The 18082-nt window shown below is 62.2% G+C and carries 15 protein-coding genes; 7 read left to right on the top strand and 8 right to left on the bottom strand.

The features are described from left to right. Positions 1-13 precede the first annotated feature (13 nt). Positions 14-1060: an NAD(P)-dependent alcohol dehydrogenase gene (locus AC02Y0_RS03985; RefSeq protein WP_476382584.1), complete on the top strand. Its 1047-nt coding sequence runs from the start codon at positions 14-16 to the stop codon at positions 1058-1060. Between the two features lie 179 nt (positions 1061-1239). Here AC02Y0_RS03985 and AC02Y0_RS03980 read toward each other — a convergent pair whose 3' ends face one another. Further along, entirely contained in the window at positions 1240-2097 is an 858-nt protein-coding gene (locus AC02Y0_RS03980; protein WP_476382582.1) for an urea carboxylase-associated family protein, read from the bottom strand. Positions 2098-2209: 112 nt separating this feature from the next. Here AC02Y0_RS03980 and AC02Y0_RS03975 point away from each other — a divergent pair, with 112 nt between their 5' ends. After that, on the top strand, positions 2210-3088 hold the full coding sequence (locus AC02Y0_RS03975) for a LysR substrate-binding domain-containing protein (RefSeq protein ID WP_476382580.1): 879 nt from the start codon (positions 2210-2212) through the stop codon (positions 3086-3088). A gap of 217 nt (positions 3089-3305) precedes the next feature. On the opposite strand, the gene AC02Y0_RS03970 is transcribed toward AC02Y0_RS03975, so the two are convergent. The 4 genes from AC02Y0_RS03970 to AC02Y0_RS03955 all read right to left on the bottom strand — a co-directional run bounded on the left by AC02Y0_RS03970 (position 3306) and on the right by AC02Y0_RS03955 (position 7043). Continuing rightward, positions 3306-3878, bottom strand: a complete 573-nt coding sequence (locus AC02Y0_RS03970; protein ID WP_476382578.1) for a hypothetical protein — start codon at positions 3876-3878, stop codon at positions 3306-3308. 99 nt (positions 3879-3977) lie between these two features. Then, positions 3978-4898, bottom strand: coding sequence for an allantoinase PuuE (puuE, locus tag AC02Y0_RS03965; RefSeq protein WP_476382576.1), 921 nt, complete (start codon positions 4896-4898; stop codon positions 3978-3980). Positions 4899-4989: 91 nt separating this feature from the next. Continuing rightward, positions 4990-5697 carry a DUF1045 domain-containing protein gene (locus AC02Y0_RS03960; protein WP_102018195.1) on the bottom strand — a complete coding sequence of 236 codons (708 nt, stop codon included), beginning with the start codon at positions 5695-5697 and terminating at the stop codon, positions 4990-4992. Positions 5698-5834: 137 nt separating this feature from the next. Further along, entirely contained in the window at positions 5835-7043 is a 1209-nt protein-coding gene (locus AC02Y0_RS03955; protein ID WP_476382574.1) for an NAD(P)/FAD-dependent oxidoreductase, read from the bottom strand. Between AC02Y0_RS03955 and mnmC2 the strand changes: the two genes are divergently transcribed. After that, on the top strand, positions 7042-7767 hold the full coding sequence (gene mnmC2, locus AC02Y0_RS03950) for a tRNA (5-methylaminomethyl-2-thiouridine)(34)-methyltransferase MnmC2 (RefSeq protein WP_476382572.1): 726 nt from the start codon (positions 7042-7044) through the stop codon (positions 7765-7767). The two genes, AC02Y0_RS03955 and mnmC2, sit on opposite strands and share 2 nt — an antisense overlap. Here mnmC2 and AC02Y0_RS03945 read toward each other — a convergent pair whose 3' ends face one another. Further along, on the bottom strand, positions 7768-11757 hold the full coding sequence (locus AC02Y0_RS03945) for a response regulator (RefSeq protein ID WP_476382570.1): 3990 nt from the start codon (positions 11755-11757) through the stop codon (positions 7768-7770). A gap of 239 nt (positions 11758-11996) precedes the next feature. Here AC02Y0_RS03945 and AC02Y0_RS03940 point away from each other — a divergent pair, with 239 nt between their 5' ends. After that, on the top strand, positions 11997-13583 hold the full coding sequence (locus AC02Y0_RS03940) for a trimethylamine methyltransferase family protein (RefSeq protein WP_476382568.1): 1587 nt from the start codon (positions 11997-11999) through the stop codon (positions 13581-13583). 4 nt (positions 13584-13587) lie between these two features. On the opposite strand, the gene AC02Y0_RS03935 is transcribed toward AC02Y0_RS03940, so the two are convergent. Beyond that, complete coding sequence (locus AC02Y0_RS03935) at positions 13588-14265, bottom strand: helix-turn-helix transcriptional regulator (RefSeq protein ID WP_476382566.1); 678 nt, start codon at positions 14263-14265, stop codon at positions 13588-13590. Positions 14266-14349: 84 nt separating this feature from the next. Between AC02Y0_RS03935 and AC02Y0_RS03930 the strand changes: the two genes are divergently transcribed. After that, on the top strand, positions 14350-14649 hold the full coding sequence (locus AC02Y0_RS03930; RefSeq protein ID WP_476382564.1) for a hypothetical protein: 300 nt from the start codon (positions 14350-14352) through the stop codon (positions 14647-14649). Between the two features lie 6 nt (positions 14650-14655). Then, positions 14656-15771: a DNA alkylation repair protein gene (locus tag AC02Y0_RS03925; RefSeq protein WP_476382562.1), complete on the top strand. Its 1116-nt coding sequence runs from the start codon at positions 14656-14658 to the stop codon at positions 15769-15771. A gap of 88 nt (positions 15772-15859) precedes the next feature. Here AC02Y0_RS03925 and AC02Y0_RS03920 read toward each other — a convergent pair whose 3' ends face one another. Continuing rightward, positions 15860-16135, bottom strand: coding sequence for a PepSY domain-containing protein (locus AC02Y0_RS03920; protein ID WP_476382560.1), 276 nt, complete (start codon positions 16133-16135; stop codon positions 15860-15862). A gap of 469 nt (positions 16136-16604) precedes the next feature. On the opposite strand from AC02Y0_RS03920, the gene AC02Y0_RS03915 reads away from it, so the two are divergent. Then, complete coding sequence (locus AC02Y0_RS03915) at positions 16605-18020, top strand: DEAD/DEAH box helicase (RefSeq protein ID WP_476383956.1); 1416 nt, start codon at positions 16605-16607, stop codon at positions 18018-18020. Positions 18021-18082: the final 62 nt, after the last annotated feature.

The following is an 18082-nucleotide window of genomic DNA, read 5'->3' as shown; positions in this document are numbered from 1 at the left end:
GAAAGGATACCCCATGCCGATTGCCAAAGGCTATGCCGCAACGGATGCCTCCAAGCCATTGGTTCCCTTCAACTTCGAGCGTCGTGAACCGAACGCGGACGACGTGGTGATCGAGATCAAGTTCTCCGGCATCTGCCATTCCGACATCCACCAGGCCCGCAACGAATGGGGCAACTCGACCTTCCCCATGGTCCCCGGCCACGAGATCGCCGGCATCGTGACAGCAGTCGGCTCCAGCGTTTCGAAATACAAGGTCGGCGACCGCGTCGGCGTTGGCTGCTTCGTCAATTCCTGCCTGCATTGCGAACGCGACCTCTACCGCGAGCAATACATGCCGGGCCTCGTCGGCACCTATAACTCTACGGAAGTCGACGGCGTGACCCCGACGCAGGGCGGCTATGCCGATTCGATCGTCGTGCAGGAAGACTATGTCCTGAGCATCCCGGACAACCTGCCGCTCGACAAGGCAGCGCCGCTGCTCTGCGCCGGCATCACGCTCTATTCGCCGCTCAGCCACTGGAAGGCCGGCCCGGGCAAGAAGGTCGCCGTTATCGGCATGGGCGGTCTCGGCCACATGGGCGTCAAGATCGGCGCGGCCATGGGCGCTGACGTCACGGTGCTCAGCCAGAGCCTGTCGAAGAAGGAAGACGGCCTCGCCTTCGGCGCCAAGGAATATTACGCCACATCGGATCCGGAGACCTTCAAGACGCTCGCCGGCTCCTTCGACCTGATCCTCTGCACCGTCAGCGCCGAGATCGACTGGAACGCCTATCTCAACCTTCTGAAGGTCGACGGCACCATGGTCCTGCTCGGCGTGCCGGAAAATCCGGTTCCGGTGCATGCCTTCGCCTTGATTGCCGGCCGTCGCAGCCTAGCCGGCTCGATGATCGGGTCGATCAAGGAAACCCAGGAAATGCTCGACTTCTGCGGCAAGCACGACATTACCCCGGAGATCGAGATCATCGACATCGCCCAGGTGAACGAAGCCTATGAACGCGTCATCAAGAGCGATGTTCGCTACCGCTTCGTCATCGACATGGCGACCCTCGCCAAGGACTGAGCTGCGAAGACGGAATGAAAAGGGCCCGGCATCACTGCCGGGCCCTTTGTCTTTTCGGTGCCCCCAAACGCGACGTCATCCTCGGCCTTGTGCCGAGGATCTACAATCGTCGAGAAAATTCAGACGTTTGCGGATGCTCGGGCCAAGCCCGAACATAACGGCCAAAGGGCCGACGGCGTTCAGAGCTGCAACTGATACCCATTGCGTTCCGGAAACGGCCAATCCGCGAGCAAGGCCATATCCGGCCGGTAAATCTCCACCTTCAGCGGGTAGCATTTTGCCACATCGCTCGAATGGCTGGTGCTGCAATCCCCACCCGGGCAGGCCGAAAGTGCGCCCAAGAGATCAATCTCCGCAAACATCTCCAGGAAATCGCCGGGGCGTACCGGGCTTCCCTTCATGAAATACTGCTGCGTGTCTCGTGTGAAACCCGTGCACATGAAGACGTTCAACACGTCATGCACATGCGGCTCGACTGCCTTGATGTCGGATCCGGTATGATGCGCCAGCGCCCGGCAGAGGTTGGAGTGGCAGCAGTGATGATAGTCGCCGCCTGAGAGCAAACGGTTGGTATAGGGGTCGCAGCGCGTGCCGATCACGTCATGCACCCCGCCGCCGAACTCGTCGATACCGTACCAGCCGAGCGAATCATGGCTGATCGTCGCCATGGGGCGCAGCGACGGCAGATTGCTCCACAACCGGTTGCCGGTCGTCACATGCGTCGCATGCAGCGCCCGCGTCTTGCCGGAGAAGAAGCGCTCGGAAAGGTCATTGGCGTTCCAGAGGTTCAGGTCGCCGACCTGTGGCCCCTCGACGCTGACGATGCGGAAGAAATGCCCCTTCGGCACCTCAAACGTATTGCCCTCGCGCGGCGGCACGATCACCTCACCGACCTTCTCCATCACCGCCCGCGCCCGCTCCAGAATGCTCATGTCGGGCGCTTTCAACGACTCCACCGGGTAGCAGACGACCGGCTTCACCGCCCGGCGGGCAGCCGCATCGGCGGGAACGGGGATGTTGGCGTTGAAGGGCGACATGCGAGGCTCCGGGACGGCATCAGGAAGGATGCCACAAGGTGCCCCACAGCCTCTCCCATGACAACCGCCTCTCTTCTTGCCCCAAGGCCAAGTCTGGCTTAGTCATGAAGCCATGAAACTGCCACCGCTCCCGACACTTCGCGCCTTCGAGGCAGCCGCCCGCCGCGAAAGCTTCCTGCAGGCCGCGACCGAGCTTAGCATGACGGCAGCGGCCGTCAGCCAGCATGTGAAGGCGCTGGAAGACTGGCTGGGCCTTGCCCTCTTCGACCGCCGCCCGCGTGGGGTGCGCCTCACCGCTGACGGCCGCGAACTCGGCGCCGCCTGCTCGGAAGGCCTCGGCCATATCGCCCGCGCCGTCGAGCGTCTGACGGCCCGCAAATCCTTGGCCCGCGCGAGCCTTGCCTGCATGCCCTCGGTGGTCACCCACTGGCTCGGCCCCCGCCTGCCCCGTTTCCGCGCAGCACATCCTCAGATCCAGGTCTCGATCGTCTATCCGCTCGGCGCATTGACCCCGGAAGAAGCCGGCGCAGACCTGCTGATCGGACACGGGTCCCGACCGCCTGGGCGGGCGGACCGCATTCTCGACGCCGCCACCCGGCCCACCTGTGCGCCCACCTATCTGGAGCGGCACGGGCCGATCATCACACCCGCCGACCTCCTGAAACAGGACCTGCTGCACGACGCAACCGAGGCCGCCTGGCAATCCTGGCTGGCGGCACGAGGGATCAAAGGCCTGGCGCCTGCAGGACCGCTCTATGCCGATTTCAACCTGCTGGTCAGTTCGGTCCTTTCGGGCCTCGGCATCGGCCTCTGCCCCACAGCCCTGATCACCGACCATCTGGCAGCGGGCACGCTGAGCGTGCTGTTCGATGAAGCCGCCGACAAGGACAAGGCCTATTGGCTGCTGTCAGGCACGGACCTGTCCGAGCCAGCCGCGGTCTTGCGGGACTGGCTGCTGGCGGAGGCCGCAAGCTCCGCTTCCAGCGCCTGATACTCGACGCAGGCGTTCTCATACTCGGCTCGGAATGCCGGGTTTTTCATGAGCTTCTTTTTCAAGGCCACAAGCTTTGCCATTCTGCACCTCAGTTGATCTCGCCCACGCAAACTCCAGCGCCCCAACGGGGTTTTCTGCATTTGTTGACCAAAACAAAAAGCACACCTAAGCGATGTCAAACGGAGTGCGCACCAGGCTATGGACAGTCTCACCCTTAAGCAGAAAGAGCTTCAAGCGCTCTGTCAAGGATACCCGTGTTAACCGCAGAGTTGGGGCGATTGTAATCAATAAACGCCTTGAGATCACCGACAGTAATGTCGCCTATGATCAATCTTGGCTGACCATCCGAAAATGTCCCATAATTCCGCATGTCAAAAAGAGAATTGACGAGATCGGCATTCGCCTGGTCGGAGTTGACGTTGCCGTCCTTGTCGTAAATGACGCCATCCTTGATCGTGCCGCCGGTCGCCTGCTCATACAGACTGATATCTGACGGCAAAAGCCAGTCAGCGGGATTAACGACACCGCTCGAAAGAGCCGCCGCTAGAGCCGGGCTTGCCATTCCTGCCGTTGTCGGAATGCGGCTCAGCGGGGCACCATGCGTGTTCAAGGCATTGGCGGAGAGCGTCATGTTGAGATTCTGATGTGCAGTGCTTCCGGAGACCCCTGGAACAGCGGCATTCGGCGCATCCGTGCCTGTGATATCTTGCCAAGCCTCGCCAGCCTCTTTGGACAAGGCTGAATACTGCGACGGGATTGGCATGTTGTATCGGTTGGAAATTTCCATGACTGACCTCGACCTCCAAGTGGCTTCAACCAGCAGCGCTATCGCTCAACACTTGCGCGAGACTGTCAAATCAAACAACCTATCGGATGGATTTAGAGCTCACCACGTCGGCTTGTGAAACTTGTGCCAGTGTTCCGCAATCTCGATCCGCTTCGGCACCCAGACCTTCTCGTGGCTGGTGACATAATCGATAAACCGCGCCAGCGCCGCAGCCCTTCCCGGTCGCCCGACGAGGCGGCAGTGGAGGCCGACCGACATCATCTTCGGGCTGCCGTTCTTTCCCTCATCGTAAAGCACATCGAAAGCGTCCTTGAGATAGGTGAAGAACTGATCGCCGGTGTTGAAGCCCTGCGGCGTGGCAAAACGCATGTCGTTGGTCTCAAGCGTATAGGGGATGATCAGAAAGGGCTTGCCCTCGAGATCCGGCACCCAGAACGGCAGGTCGTCGGAATAATTGTCGGAGGAATACAGGAAGCCGCCCTCCTCCATCACGAGGCGCAGCGTATTGTCAGAAGGCTTGCCCTGATACATGCCGAGCGGATGAGAGCCGGTCAGTTCCTTGTGCAGGCGCACCGCTTCGCGGATGTGCTCGCGCTCGACGTCTTCTGGAAAATCCTTGTATTCGAGCCAGCGATAGCCGTGGCTGGCGATCTCCCAGTCCGCCTCCTTCATCGCCGCAACCGCTTCGGGATTGCGCGCCATGGCGAGCGTCACGCCGTAGACCGTCACGGGCACCTTGCGCTCGGTGAACATGCGCCAGAGCCGCCAGAAACCCGCGCGTGAGCCGTATTCGTAGATCGATTCCATGTTCAGATTGCGCTGGCCGGGCCAGGGCTGGGCGCCCACGATTTCCGACAGCAGGTTTTCCGAGGCCGGATCGCCATCGAGAATGCAGCTTTCGCCGCCCTCCTCGTAATTCACCACGAACTGCACCGCGATCCTCGCATCACCGGGCCATTTCGGATCGGGAATGTCGCGGCCATAGCCGATCAGGTCGCGGGGATAGGGGGCAGTCGTCATCGGTTCACCTCTCGTGTTTTCACGCGAGGCTATTGGCGACGATGGCAGCTGTCGAGATGGAAAAAGCGGAATTTGCTGCAGCGCAAACCGGTCAGGCGATCTTGCGGCTGGAAACCCGCCCCAGCGGATGCAGCGAATGCACGGTAAACGGCGCGCCACGCTCAGTCTCGACAAACAGCGCGAGATTGGTCACCACAACAGGCTCGGCGAGCACAGGATCGAAATGCGCCTTCAGCCCCTGCTCGATGCGTGGGAAATCTCGCGCCAGAAGCGGCCCCGTCAACGTCATGTGAAAGCGGAATTCGTCCATCACGTAAGGATGGCCCCAGCGGCTGAGATTGCTGAACTGCGGTGCCGACAGCCTCTCAGGATTGCGCCGCTCGATCTCGACTTCGGAAAGCGGTGCCCGGAAGCCGTCAAAGGCCTGAACGATCGAGGCTGCGAGATAGTCGACCGACGGGCAAGGTCGCTCCAGAATGAGGCCGTAGACGTCACCGATGCGACCGACCGTCAGCCCTTGCAGCATGACCGGCTCCATGCGCCCGGCAAAATGCATCAACTCCCGCAGCAAGGCCGGTTCGGTGGATCCTTCGCTCAGGCGGAACGGTGCCTTGAAGGTGGCGTGGAAGCCGAAGCGACGGGGCAGCGCCGTGTGAAAGGCAATCTCGTGCACGCCGAGACCTTTCAGCCCCGGATGCTCTTCCGCCTCGCCGGAAAACACGTTGCGACCGAGCCAGCGCGCCGCTGCATCGGCAAGCGGATCACGGGCAGGCGGCGTAAAGCAGATGGCATAGCGCATGTCGAGCACCTCACACTGGCTCGCTTCGGAACTTTAGCAGTTTCCGTTACAACCCGGTGGATAGGTGATTTGCATGACAGTATCACGAAGCGGGCAAAAGGATTTTCGGCCTTTGCACAGCAGGAATCCCCGTGATTTCAGGGTATTTCGGTAAATTCCTCATCGACTGACCGGCCAACTGCCACCGAAACGTGATGAGAAAGCGAGAAGCCGTGAGGCAGCGGCAATGCCTGCCCAGCAATCGCATCGAGCGCGGCATCGGCCAGCAGATGGGCAATGCCGAAACTCACCTTGAAGCCGCCGGTCAGCGCATGGATATGCGGATGATCCGGATGCGGACCGACCATCGGATCCCGGTCGACCGCCTTGGGGCGCAGCCCCGCCCAGCGTTCGACAACTTCGGCTCCCTGCAAGACCGGCGCAAGCTCCCTCGCCTCGGCGATCAGGGCATCCAGCTGCGCATCCGTTGAGAACGGGTCATCGAAACTGTTTTCGCTGGTGCTGCCGATCGCAACATGCCCTCCCTCATGCGGCACGACATAGAGACCGTCGAGGTAAACCAGGGGAAGATCGGCCGGCAGATCTACCTTTAGGAGGGCCGCCTGCCCCTTGACGCCCCGGCCAAGCGGCTTGCGGACGGACGGACCGATCGTTTCAAGCAGCGGAAAGGAGCCGACGCCAGCCGCGACCAAGAGAGCACCGAAACCGACAGACGCCCCATCGGCTGTCACCACCTGCCGCGCGCTGGCATCGATCGATTGCACGGCAACACCTTCGAGGATCCGCACACGGCCCGTGCGCTCCAGCCGCGCCCGGATCGACGCGGTGAGCGCGCGCGGCGAGACCCGCCCCGCGAACCGGTCAAAGACAAGACCCGCCTCTGTGAAGCGCCGCGATGGCCAGTCGGCAAACGGGCTTTCCTCGATGACGGACCACGCGAAGCGCCTGCCCTGCTGGTTCCAGTTCGTTTCGGCCTCCAGCGAATGCCGCTCGGCAATCGGCCGCAAATGCGGCTTCGGCAGCGGGATCAGCCGCCCGCAGCGGCGATAGCCGGCCGAAAGACCGGTCTCGGCTTCAAGCTCGGCGATCTCCGCCTCCAGAGACAAGAGGCCGTCGAACTGCAACTGCTTCTTCTCGTTCCAGCGATCCGGCATATGCGCCATCAGCGCGCCAAGCAGCCCACCGCTGGCGCCGCTTCCGGTTCTATCGCCGTCGATCAGGATCGTCTCGATACCTCGGCGCTCGGCTTTCAGTGCCGCCCAGAGGCCCATGATGCCGCCGCCGATGATCACGAGATCGGCGCGGAATTGACCTGACATCGCTGCCGATTTATCGGACATGGTCATGACCCATTCAAATTATCCGCCCGGCACCGGCGACACCCAGGCACCGCTCGCCTGGCACGACGGCGATATGCCCTTTTCCACAGCCTTTGGCGATCACTTTTATTGTCAGACGGACGGTCGGCTGGAATGCGGCCACGTCTTCCTCGCCGGCAACGGTCTGCCGGAGCGGTGGCAGACGGCCGAGACCTTCACCATCGGCGAACTCGGCTTCGGCACCGGACTGAATGCCTGCGAGACCTGGCGCCAATGGAAGGAGCATCGCCGTCCCGGCGCGCACCTCCATTTCGTCTCCTTCGAGCTATTCCCCATGCAGGCGGAAGAGATCGACCGCGCCCTCTCCCGCTGGCCCGAGATTGATGCAGAACGGCAGGCGCTGGTCTCGCTGTGGCCTTCGGATCCGTCCGGCGTGGTCACTGTCGACCTCGACGCACAGACCCGACTGTCCGTCGTCTGTGGGGATGCATTCGAGAACCTGATGGCAAGCACGCTGACCTTCGATGCCTGGTTCCTCGATGGCTTTGCGCCCTCGCGCAACAGCGCCATGTGGTCAGCGGAATTGATGCAGCGGGTCCACGATACCACACGGCTGGGCGGTAGCTTCGCCACCTATGCCGCTGCCGGCTTCGTTCGGCGCAATCTGACCGCCACCGGCTTTGATGTCGAACGGCGCCCTGGCTTTGCGGGAAAGCGCGAAATGCTCTGCGGTGTCAGGCGTCCCGCCTGATCAGCCTTCGGCGGCCGCGGCGCTCACCGGCCTGCCACTCCACTGCTCGATCTTGCGCATCAAGAGCTCCGGCGAAATCGGCTTGGAGAGGTAGTCATCCATGCCAGCCGTGAGGCAGGCCTCGCGGTCGCTTTCCAGCGCATGGGCGGTGACGCCGATGATCGGGATGCGATAGCCGCCGCGACGGGCCTCTTCGCTGCGGATCAGGCTCGTCGCCTGATGGCCATTCATGACCGGCATCGAGACATCCATCAGGATCAGGTCCGGCGGCTCGCTGCGCCAGGCCTCGACGGCCTCCTCGCCATTGCCGACGATCCGATAGGCGATGCCGCTGCCGGTCAGTATTTGTCGAAAGACGATCTGGTTGACCGGATTGTCCTCGGCTATCAGCACTCTGAGGGCGCTGTCATCATGAAAGACTGGAGCCGCAGGAACGGGTTCAACCGGCAAGGCCGGCCGCACGGCAGCAAGAGAAGCCGTCGGCGACATGGGACGCAAACGAGCGGAATTCACCCCGTGCACCCGCGCTGTGCGCACAACATCAATGATTGCCCCGCGCAACACATTGGCCCGCGCCGGCTTCATCAGATGCGCCTGGATCTTCAGGCTCTCGAACAGCCGGTCGTCGCCGACCATGTCCATCGACGTGAGAAACACCAGCGCGATGTCGTCATAGCGCCTGTCGCTGCGGATCGCCTTCGCCACATCGATGCCGTTGATGTCGGGCATCTGGTAGTCGATTACGACGACGTCGATCGACAATCCCTCGGCATGGGCGGCTTTCAGAATTTCAAGCCCCGTCGGTCCGTCGGGAACCGCAAGCCCGTCAAAGCCCCACATGCTCAACTGCTCGGTGATGATCCGGCGATTGACGGCATTGTCGTCGATGACGAGCACCCGCGCATCCTTGACCGTCGCTGGCAGCTCCTTTTGGCCCCGGCGTTCCGCGACGATCGCAAGCGGCAGCTCGACCGTAAACGCCGAACCCCGGCCAACTTCTGATTCCACATCCAACTTGCCGCCGAACAGGCGCACGAGGCCAGCCGTGATCGCGAGACCAAGACCGGTTCCTTCGTGGCGGCGGGTCGAAGAGGTGTCGACCTGGGAGAATTTCTCGAAGATCTTCGCCTGCATCTCCGTCGGAATGCCGATGCCGGTATCCTCGATGCGCAGCTTCAGGATCGCCTGACCATCCATGACGGTCTCGGCGGAGACCTCGACATGCACATGGCCCTTCTCGGTGAACTTGATGGCATTGCCGAGCAGGTTCGTGACGATCTGCCGGAAACGGCCAGGATCGCCCATGAAGGTGTGCATCACCTTCTGGTCACCGGAGACGACCAGTTCGATATCCTTTTCGGCGGCAGCGGCAGACAGAAGCGTTGCCACATCCTCGATCGCTTCGACCGGATCGAAGGGCGACTTTCGGAGCTTCAATTGGCCGGCATCGATCTTCGAGAAGTCGAGAATGTCATTGATGATGGTGAGCAGCGCATTGCCCGATTTCACCATGATGTCGACGAAGGTCTTCTGCCGGCTGTCGAGCTCGGATTTGGACAGGAGTTCCGCCATGCCGAGCACACCATTCATCGGGGTGCGGATTTCATGGCTCATATTGGCGAGGAAGTCGGACTTCGCCTTGTCAGCGGCTTCGCTGCGCGCGAGCAGCACTTCGAGCTCCGCCTCGCGGGCCTTGAGCTCGGTGAAATCGGTGAGCACGACCACGCAGCTGCGATCACGACCGAAGGTCGCTTCCAGCTTGACCCAGGTCTTGCCCGCAACGAGGAAATTCGTCGAAATCGAGTTAGCGTTTTGCAGCGCCGATTGCCACTGCTGCAGCACCGCCGGCGCGTCCGCACCGAAATCGCCGCGGGCCGCGCAGTATTCGAACACCGGCCGCCAGCTTTCACCCTCGACCAAAAGGCCCTCGGGCAGATCGAGGATGCGGCTGAACGAGGGATTGACCTCGGCAACCCGCCCCTGTTCGACCATCATCAGGCCCTGGGACATCAGGCGCATGGATTCCTGGACGAAGAGGCCGAGCCGCTCCAGCTGCTGCTGCGCCGCCGTGATGTCGCGCTCGCGCTGGCGCATCTCCGTGAGGTCTGAATAGGTCAGCAGGATCTTGCGATCATGCAGGCGGGTAATCGTCGCCAGCACGAACTTGCCGTCGTCATAGGCGAGTTCGTTGACATGTGAGCCTTCAAGCGCTTCGAACTGCGCGATGCGCCGCCGGAACCCTTCCTCGAATTCGATACCAGGCCAGGCATAGCCGAGCTTGTGGTTCTGCTCGCAATAGGAACGGAAGCTCTGCCCGCTCAGGGACACATCATCCGGCCAGTGCCAGATTTCCCGGCATTTCTCGTTGGCGAATTCCACCATGAAGTCGGAATCAATGATCACCACGCCGACAGGCATGACCTGCAACATCGACACGATATCGTCGTAGAGCGATTCCGCACGCGCCTGGGCTTCCACGAGCGCCTGCTGGCCCTTCTTCAGGTTCGAGATATCGTTCACCGAGCCGACGATGTAATGCTTCTTCTCGGCAGTGGTGATCCGGCTCAGCCGCGTGATGACCGAGATTTCCTCGCCGTCGCGGACAACGACCTCGCGGTTCTTCTCGACCAGTTCGCCGGTTTCCAGGATGCGGAGGTTCTCCTCCTTCATCACCTGGCCGTCCTCCGGCCATAGCTCCTCTTCGGTCAGACCGTAGATATCTTCCCGCCGCTGGCCGTGCAGTTCCTCATAGGCGGTGTTCACATAGATCATCCGCCGGTTGATATCGCGAATGAAGACCGGCACCGGCATCTGCTCGAGCGTCGCGCGGTAGAGGAGCGTCTCCTCCTCGCGCTGGACCATGTCGGAGACATCGGTGAAGGTAATCAGGATGCGGCCACCCTCAATCTTTCGGCTGCCGCCGGCCAAGGCACGACCGGAGGGAGTCTTGACGTCGATCAGCGGCCCTTCGGCAAGGGCTGTGACCTGCTCGATGCGGTAGGAAATGCGCTCCTCGATTTCTTCAGGCCGCATGCGGGAAATGCTACGCGCCATCGTCCGCATCAGCAATTCCCGGTAGTTCATGCCTTCCACCGGCACAGGCGGATCGAATTCCAACATCTCGATCGCAGCCGGATTGGCAAAGGATATCCTCAGATCCGGGTCAAGCACGAAGATGCCGACGGGAAGAGACGCCATCAGGCTTTGCAGCTGCAATTGCAGCGCTTCCGATTCTTGCCGCGCGGCCTTCAGCCTCTCCTGCTCCAGCCTGAGCGGCGAAAGATCGGTGATGGACCCGACGATGTAGCGAGCGCCATCCGGTCCTGTCACGGCGCCGGTGCGCGCAAGCGCTGGCACGGATGTGCCGTCGCCGCGAATGAAGCTATCCTGAACCTCTTCGGTGACGCCGCGTTCCAGAACCCGACAATTGCCTTCGTAATAGGCCTGCCCGAGTTCGGGGAAAATCTCCTGCTCGGTGCGCCCCAGCAGCTCTTCGATCGGCCGCCCGACCATCTCGGCATATGCGCGATTGGCAAAAAGCAGCCGGTGGTCCGCCCCGCGGAAATAGGTGGCAATCGGATATTGTTCGAGTACGGCCTGATAGACCTCGGCCGAAGGTGATGTCGAGGGAGCTGTCATCTCAGGCGCAACCGCAGCCGCGCGCTCTTCCATGAAGCCGAAGAGATACATCCGGTCGTCATCGTCGAAGAAGCGCTCGATATGCAGGATGTTCAAGGGCCCGCCGGACACGGGGCGCAGATGCAACTGCTCCTCTTCGCCGAAGACCAAAACGCGGCGCTCGCGGTCGTCGCGAAGTCCATCCGGATCGACACCCAGGATCTCCCGGTCGCTGCGTCCGATGAAGCTTTCAGGAGAGAGATTATGAAGCCGGGCGAAGGGCTTGTTAACCGCGACATAACGCAGCTCGCTGTCCTTGACATACGAAGGCAGGTCAAGCGCGGCAATCTTGTCGCGGACTAGCTCGAGCAAGTCGCTTCCCCGGATCAAATCTTTGTTCACACTTCGATCAATGACTGGTTTTGGTAAACAGGGGGTAAGCAAAGCGCCACAAGGCGCTTTAAAAGCAAATGTTGATGAATGCCTGCCGTATGAAAACTTCTCGGTTCTTCCACTGTTCCAGATGAGCCGGTTTTTCGTCGCAAACGGCAATGCCTTTTGGTCCGTGAACCTGCGAGACTTGATGTCGAGATTGACACAATGGATCGACCATGAGCGACATTACCAACACCGCCTTGTCCGAGACTGAACCCCAATCCGGTGGCGCCGAGCGCCGCAGACGCACCGGCGGCCGCGGCGGTGATCGCAGCCGCACGGGCGTGGCGGGCAAGTATCGCAACCTCGTCAATCGCCTGACCAAGACCGAGCTTCTGGATCCCGCCGCTCTCGACGACATGCATGAGGCGTCGCTGACGATCCTGGAAGAGATCGGCATGGACATCATGCTGCCCGAGGCCCGCGCCATCATGAAGGCGCATGGTGCCCACGTGACGGAGGGATCCGACCGCGTCCGCTTCGACCGCGGCCTGATCATGGACATGATCGCGTCCGCCCCGCGGGAATTCCAGATGTTCGCCCGCAATCCCGAGCGCAACGTCAAGATGGGCGGCAACAATCTCGTCTTCGCCCAGATCGCCTCTGCCCCCTTCGTCGCCGATCGCGAAGGCGGCCGCCGCGCCGGCAACCAGGAAGATTTCCGCAAGCTGGTCAAGCTTGCCCAGTGCTACGACGTCATTCACACGACGGGCGGCTATCCGGTCGAGCCGATCGACATCCACGCCTCGGTGCGCCACCTCGACTGCCTCTCGGACATGGTGAAGCTGACCGACAAGGTCTTCCATTGCTACTCGCTCGGCAAGCAGCGCAATCTCGATGCGATCGAAATCGCCCGCATTGGCCGTGGCATCTCGATGGAGCAGATGGAGAATGAGCCCTCGCTCTTCACCATCATCAATTCGTCTTCGCCGCTGCGCCTCGACGGCCCGATGCTTCAGGGCATCATCGAAATGTCGTCGCGCGGCCAGGTCGTTGTCATGACGCCGTTCACGCTGGCCGGCGCCATGGCGCCGGTCACGATCGCCGGCGCCGTCGTCCAGCAGAATGCCGAAGCCCTCTGCGGCATCGCCTTCACCCAGATGGTCAAGCGCGGCGCCCCGGTCGTCTATGGCGGCTTCACCTCGAATGTCGACATGAAGACGGGCGCACCGGCCTTCGGCACGCCGGAATACATGAAGGCGGTCATCGTCGGCGGCCAGCTCGCCCGCCGCTACGGGATCCCCTACCGCACCTCGAACACCAATGCCGCCAACACGCTCGACGCCCAGGCGGCCTACGAGAGCGCCTTCTCGCTCTGGGCGCTGACGCAAGGCGGTGGCAATTTCATCATGCATTCCGCCGGCTGGACCGAAGGCGGCCTCACGGCCTCTTTCGAGAAGTTCATCCTCGACGTCGACATGCTGCAGATGGTGGCGGAATTCCTGACGCCCCTCGATGTCAGCCAGGATGCGCTGGCGCTTGACGCCGTCCGCGAAGTCGGCCCCGGCGGCCACTTCTTCGGCACGGCCCACACGCTTGCCCGCTATGAGACGGCCTTCTATTCGCCGATCCTCTCCGACTGGCGCAATTTCGAGACCTGGACCGACGCCGGCCGCCCGACAACGTATGACCACGCCAACCGCGTCTTCAAGGAAAAACTCGCCACCTATGAGCGCCCGCCGATCGACCCTGGTGTCGAGGAAGAGCTCGACGCTTTCGTGGCGAAACGCAAGGCCGAAGGCGGGGTGGCGACCGACTTCTGAGGCGTCACGAAAGCTGCTTCAAATACGCCTGATAGGTCTGATGCGGCTGAGGCTCGAAGCGATCCTGCATCACCTTCCAGTCCTCAACCCGATCGAGGCGGAAGTCGCGGAACCCCTGGCGCATCTCGCACCAGGCGGTCATCACCCAGATCGCGCCGAAGGCGGCCAAGCCCAGCGGCCAGACGACGCGCTGGCTGCGCTCGCCGGGCAGCGAGTGATAGGCGATCCAAACCTTGCGCTTGACCGACAGCGCCGAGCGTACATCGCCCAGACAATCCGGCACTACCGGTTGGGCCGATGACCGGAAGGCGTGGATCGGGGCGGAAATCAGCCGTTCGGCATGATCCTTCGGCAGCATCGCCAGCATCTTGTCCTTAGCCTCGCGCGCCGCCTGACCAAGCCTTGGATCCCCGAGCATCTCGACGGCGCGAAGCCCGAAGGCGAGTGCCTCCAGCTGCTCGAAGGTGAAGGTGAGCGGCGGGGCATCGAAGGCCTCGCGCAGCATGTAGCCCACGCCGCGCTCACCTTCGATCGGGGCTCCCGAGGCGATCAGATGATCCATGTCGCGGTAGATGGTGCGTGGCGCGACCTCCATCCTCTCGGCAATCTCGGCTGCCGTCATGGCGCGGCCGGTCGAGCGCATCAGCTGGATGATCCGGAATAGGCGGTCGGCGGGGCGCATGCGTGCCTCCTTCGAAGGTAATGGCCAGAAGGTTGTCAGTTGGGTCATGCTAGGTCAAGCCGTGATCAACCACGGGAGAGCCAGATGACCACGAACACCATCCTCGAAATCGCCGTCTGCACGGTCGCCGACAGGCCGGCAGCAGACCAGGCACGACGTGCCGCCATGGCGGCGGTCAACACCTATCCCGGCTTCGTCAGCTGGCGGGCGCTCAACTCCCTGGACCAGCGCGACATGATCGTCGATCTCGTCGAATGGGCCGACAAGGAAAGCGCCGATGCGGCAGCCGCGAAAGTTCAGGCCGACCCGGCCTTCGCCCCTTACATGGCCGCGATCACGGGTGTTACCCTGATGCAGCATTTCGAAACCAAGGGAACGATCTGAGCGATCATGGCCGAGCCGTTGAAACACCTGATCGGCCCACACACCGCCCGCGATACGGCTGATGCCTTGGCGCGGGCCTGGGCCCCCTTCGATCACGCCGCCTTCCTCGCCGACATCCTGCCTGTCATCGATGGACTGGAACTGATGCAGCGCGGTCAATGCATTGCCGATGCCCTGCACCGACATCTGCCTGCCGATTTCGAGCACGCGGCCACAATCCTGCACGGTTGTCTGCCGGCACCGGATCGGGCGGGCCTCAGCGGTTGGGCCCTCCTCTCCTTCAACCAGTATGTTGCCGCCCACGGCCGCGGCCATCTTGAAGCTTCCCTCGGCCTCCTGAAGGCGCTGACGCCGCATTTCACCGCGGAATTCGGCATCCGCCCCTTCATCGTAGAGGAACAGGATGCAGCACTTGCGATCATCGCCGACTGGGTCACCGACCCGAACCATCATGTGAGACGCCTCGCCAGTGAAGGCACCCGCCCCCGCCTGCCCTGGGCCATGCGCCTGCCCGCTCTGGTAAAGGACCCGACACCGATACTGCCGATCCTCGAATCCCTGATCGACGACCCCGAGGACTATGTCCGCCGCTCGGTCGCCAACAGCCTGAACGACATCGCCAAGGATCATCCGGATCTTGTCGCCGATTTCGTTGAGCGCCGCGCACAAGACGCTTCGAAGGACAGGCTCTGGCTGCTCAAGCACGCCTCGCGCACGCTGATCAAGAAGGGTCATGGCAAGGCGCTCGCCAATTTCGGCTTTGCGCCGCTGGCCGACGTAACGGCGAGCCTCACGCTGGAGAGCGAGCACATCAGCTTCCCCGGCGAACTCGCCTTCGAGGTCCTTTTGTCCAACAAGGGCAAGGACATGCGCACGGTGCTGGTCGACTACGCCATCCACCACCAGAAGAAGGACGGATCGCTTTCGCCGAAGGTCTTCAAGGGCAAGAGCCTTCCGCTGAAGCCGGGGGAAAGCGTGACAATTGTAAAGCGCCATGCCTTTCGACCGATCACGACGCGTATCTATCATCCAGGCCGCCACAGGCTTGAGATCATGGTGAACGGGGTCGTCCAGGCAGGCGCCGATTTCAATCTTGGCGCCTCTGAAGGCCGCGAGAACTAAGGCCAGCGAGCATCACCGACATGAGCGATCGAAACGCAAGAGGCCCGCGGGAAGCGGGCCTCGAACAGATCGTCAAGTCTCTTCAGGCTCAATCGTCGTTTTCGATCTTCAGCAATTCGCCCGAGACCGGATGAAAGGTCGCCTCGACACGGCGCCCGTCGCGCATTCCCTTTACCTCGTAGCAGCCGTCATCGACCACGATCTCCTGGGCCGTGACATTCTCGGTCAAAGCCCGCTTTTCCATGTCACCGAGCGACATCCGCGCCTCGGCCGCCACATCCCGGCATGCCGGATCGTCATCGGCCTGAACAGATCCGATCGAGGCGGCAAGGATCAGGGCTGAGGCTGCGATAAGGGTCTTCATGGCTGTCTCCGTATATCATTGATCATTCGACGCAGCCTCGCCGGACAAGTTTTCTCTGCCGCCGAAGCCGACCCGGATCGGGCACCGTCATGGACGAAACACGTGCTGACGGCTTTTGTTCACCTCACAAAGCAGTCAGCAGAGCCCATGGAGCGCCTCGCCAAATGCCGATTGTGCAGCAAGCGCCGGGGGCTGAATTGTGCATTGCACTTGACTTCCGGCGCAAACTGGCCCATTTGCAAGCCAGCTTTTACCTTCCGGCCGCCGCGTGAGCGTGCCCAGCGACATCTGAGACGCGACGAAGGATAAGGCGCATGACATCCGGGCGGACATTCCGCCGATGCGCTTGGAAAGCTTTTTTCCAACTTACAAGTTCCCAAATCACGCGGGGTTCTTGACGCCAATGCCAACCGGCTCGCGAAGAACGCGTTCCGGGATTTGTGCATTTGGCGCCCCGAAAGGTATGACTTTGACAACTTTCGATGATCTTGGCCTCTCCAAGAATATCGTCGCGACGCTGACGACGCTCGGCTTCACGACCCCGACCCCGATCCAGGAGAAGGGCATTCCCGTCGTCCTCGGTGGACGTGACCTGATCGGCCTCGCACAGACCGGCACTGGCAAGACCGCTGCTTTCGGCCTGCCGATGATCGAGATGCTTCTCAAGGATGAGAAGCGCCCCGACAACCGCACCACCCGCGCCCTCATTCTCGCTCCGACCCGCGAACTGGTAAACCAGATCGGCGACAATCTGCGCAGCTACCTGCGCCGCCTGCCGCTGAAGATCAACCAGGTCGTCGGTGGCGCCTCCATCGGCAAGCAGCAGCTGCAGCTCGAAAAGGGCACCGACATTCTCGTCGCCACCCCGGGCCGCCTGCTCGACCTGATCGCCCGCAACGCGATCTCGCTGCGCGCCGTGCGTTACCTCGTTCTCGACGAAGCCGACCAGATGCTGGATCTCGGCTTCATCCATGACCTGCGCAAGATCTCGAAGATGGTCCCGCCGAAGCGCCAGACCCTGCTCTTCTCGGCAACCATGCCGCCGTCGATCGCCGATCTCGCCGCAAGCTTCCTCACAGACCCGCTCAAGGTCGCCGTGTCCCCTCCGGGCAAGGCTGCCGACAAGGTCGAGCAGCACGTGCATTTCGTCGCTGGCCAGAACGCCAAGACGGAAATGCTCAAGAAGATCCTCAACGACAATCCGGATGGCCGCTCTATCGTCTTCCTGCGCACCAAGCATGGCGCGGAAAAGCTGATGAAGCACCTCGACGCCACCGGTTACTCGGTCGCCTCGATCCACGGCAACAAGAGCCAGGGCCAGCGCGAGCGGGCACTGAAGGGCTTCCGTGACGGCGAGATCAAGACGCTGATCGCCACCGACGTTGCCGCCCGCGGCATCGACATCCCCGCCGTCTCCCACGTCTTCAACTACGACCTGCCGGAAGTTCCGGACGCTTACGTCCACCGCATCGGCCGTACGGCCCGTGCCGGTCGCGACGGCATTGCAATCGCATTCTGCGGTCCCGATGAAGGTCGCCTGCTGCGCGACGTCGAAAAGCTGATGGGCATCGACATCCCGGTCGCCTCCGGCGAACCGCCGGCCAACCTCGCACGCCCGGCCCGTCCGCAGCGTCGCGGCGGCGGCGGCGGCGGTGGTGCAGGTGCTGGCGGCAACAACCGCAATCACCAGGGCCAGGGCCGTGGCAAGTCCGAAGGCGGCGCCAAGGCCGACGGCCGTCCGGCCAAGTCCGGTCACCGCAAGGGTGGCAATGGTGGTGGTCAGAACCGCAGCGCCAATGGCGGCCAGGGGCGTCCCGGCAATGGCAGCGGCCAGGGCCGTCCGGCCCGCTCCGGCACCGCCGGCGGACGTCGCCGCGAAGCCTGAGTTTCGCGCTCGCGCAAAACCTTAACAGTCAAAATGGCGCGGTCACCACCGCGCCATTTTTC

This window comes from Allorhizobium sp. nf9_anc (assembly GCF_056323085.1).
Note: the sequence above shows the minus strand (reverse complement) of the source record. Positions and strands in the feature narration are given on the sequence as shown.

What these genes read in the sequence shown, in the direction of transcription:
- AC02Y0_RS03935 (WP_476382566.1), bottom strand. Translation starts at nt 14,265, where the DNA reads ATGCGCCCCGCCGACCGCCTATTCCGGATCATCCAGCTGATGCGCTCG.
- AC02Y0_RS03940 (WP_476382568.1), top strand. Translation starts at nt 11,997, where the DNA reads ATGAGCGACATTACCAACACCGCCTTGTCCGAGACTGAACCCCAATCC.
- mnmC2 (WP_476382572.1), top strand. Translation starts at nt 7,042, where the DNA reads ATGACCCATTCAAATTATCCGCCCGGCACCGGCGACACCCAGGCACCG.
- AC02Y0_RS03975 (WP_476382580.1), top strand. Translation starts at nt 2,210, where the DNA reads ATGAAACTGCCACCGCTCCCGACACTTCGCGCCTTCGAGGCAGCCGCC.
- AC02Y0_RS03980 (WP_476382582.1), bottom strand. Translation starts at nt 2,097, where the DNA reads ATGTCGCCCTTCAACGCCAACATCCCCGTTCCCGCCGATGCGGCTGCC.
- AC02Y0_RS03970 (WP_476382578.1), bottom strand. Translation starts at nt 3,878, where the DNA reads ATGGAAATTTCCAACCGATACAACATGCCAATCCCGTCGCAGTATTCA.
- AC02Y0_RS03925 (WP_476382562.1), top strand. Translation starts at nt 14,656, where the DNA reads ATGGCCGAGCCGTTGAAACACCTGATCGGCCCACACACCGCCCGCGAT.
- AC02Y0_RS03960 (WP_102018195.1), bottom strand. Translation starts at nt 5,697, where the DNA reads ATGCGCTATGCCATCTGCTTTACGCCGCCTGCCCGTGATCCGCTTGCC.
- puuE (WP_476382576.1), bottom strand. Translation starts at nt 4,898, where the DNA reads ATGACGACTGCCCCCTATCCCCGCGACCTGATCGGCTATGGCCGCGAC.
- AC02Y0_RS03930 (WP_476382564.1), top strand. Translation starts at nt 14,350, where the DNA reads ATGACCACGAACACCATCCTCGAAATCGCCGTCTGCACGGTCGCCGAC.
- AC02Y0_RS03985 (WP_476382584.1), top strand. Translation starts at nt 14, where the DNA reads ATGCCGATTGCCAAAGGCTATGCCGCAACGGATGCCTCCAAGCCATTG.
- AC02Y0_RS03955 (WP_476382574.1), bottom strand. Translation starts at nt 7,043, where the DNA reads ATGACCATGTCCGATAAATCGGCAGCGATGTCAGGTCAATTCCGCGCC.
- AC02Y0_RS03920 (WP_476382560.1), bottom strand. Translation starts at nt 16,135, where the DNA reads ATGAAGACCCTTATCGCAGCCTCAGCCCTGATCCTTGCCGCCTCGATC.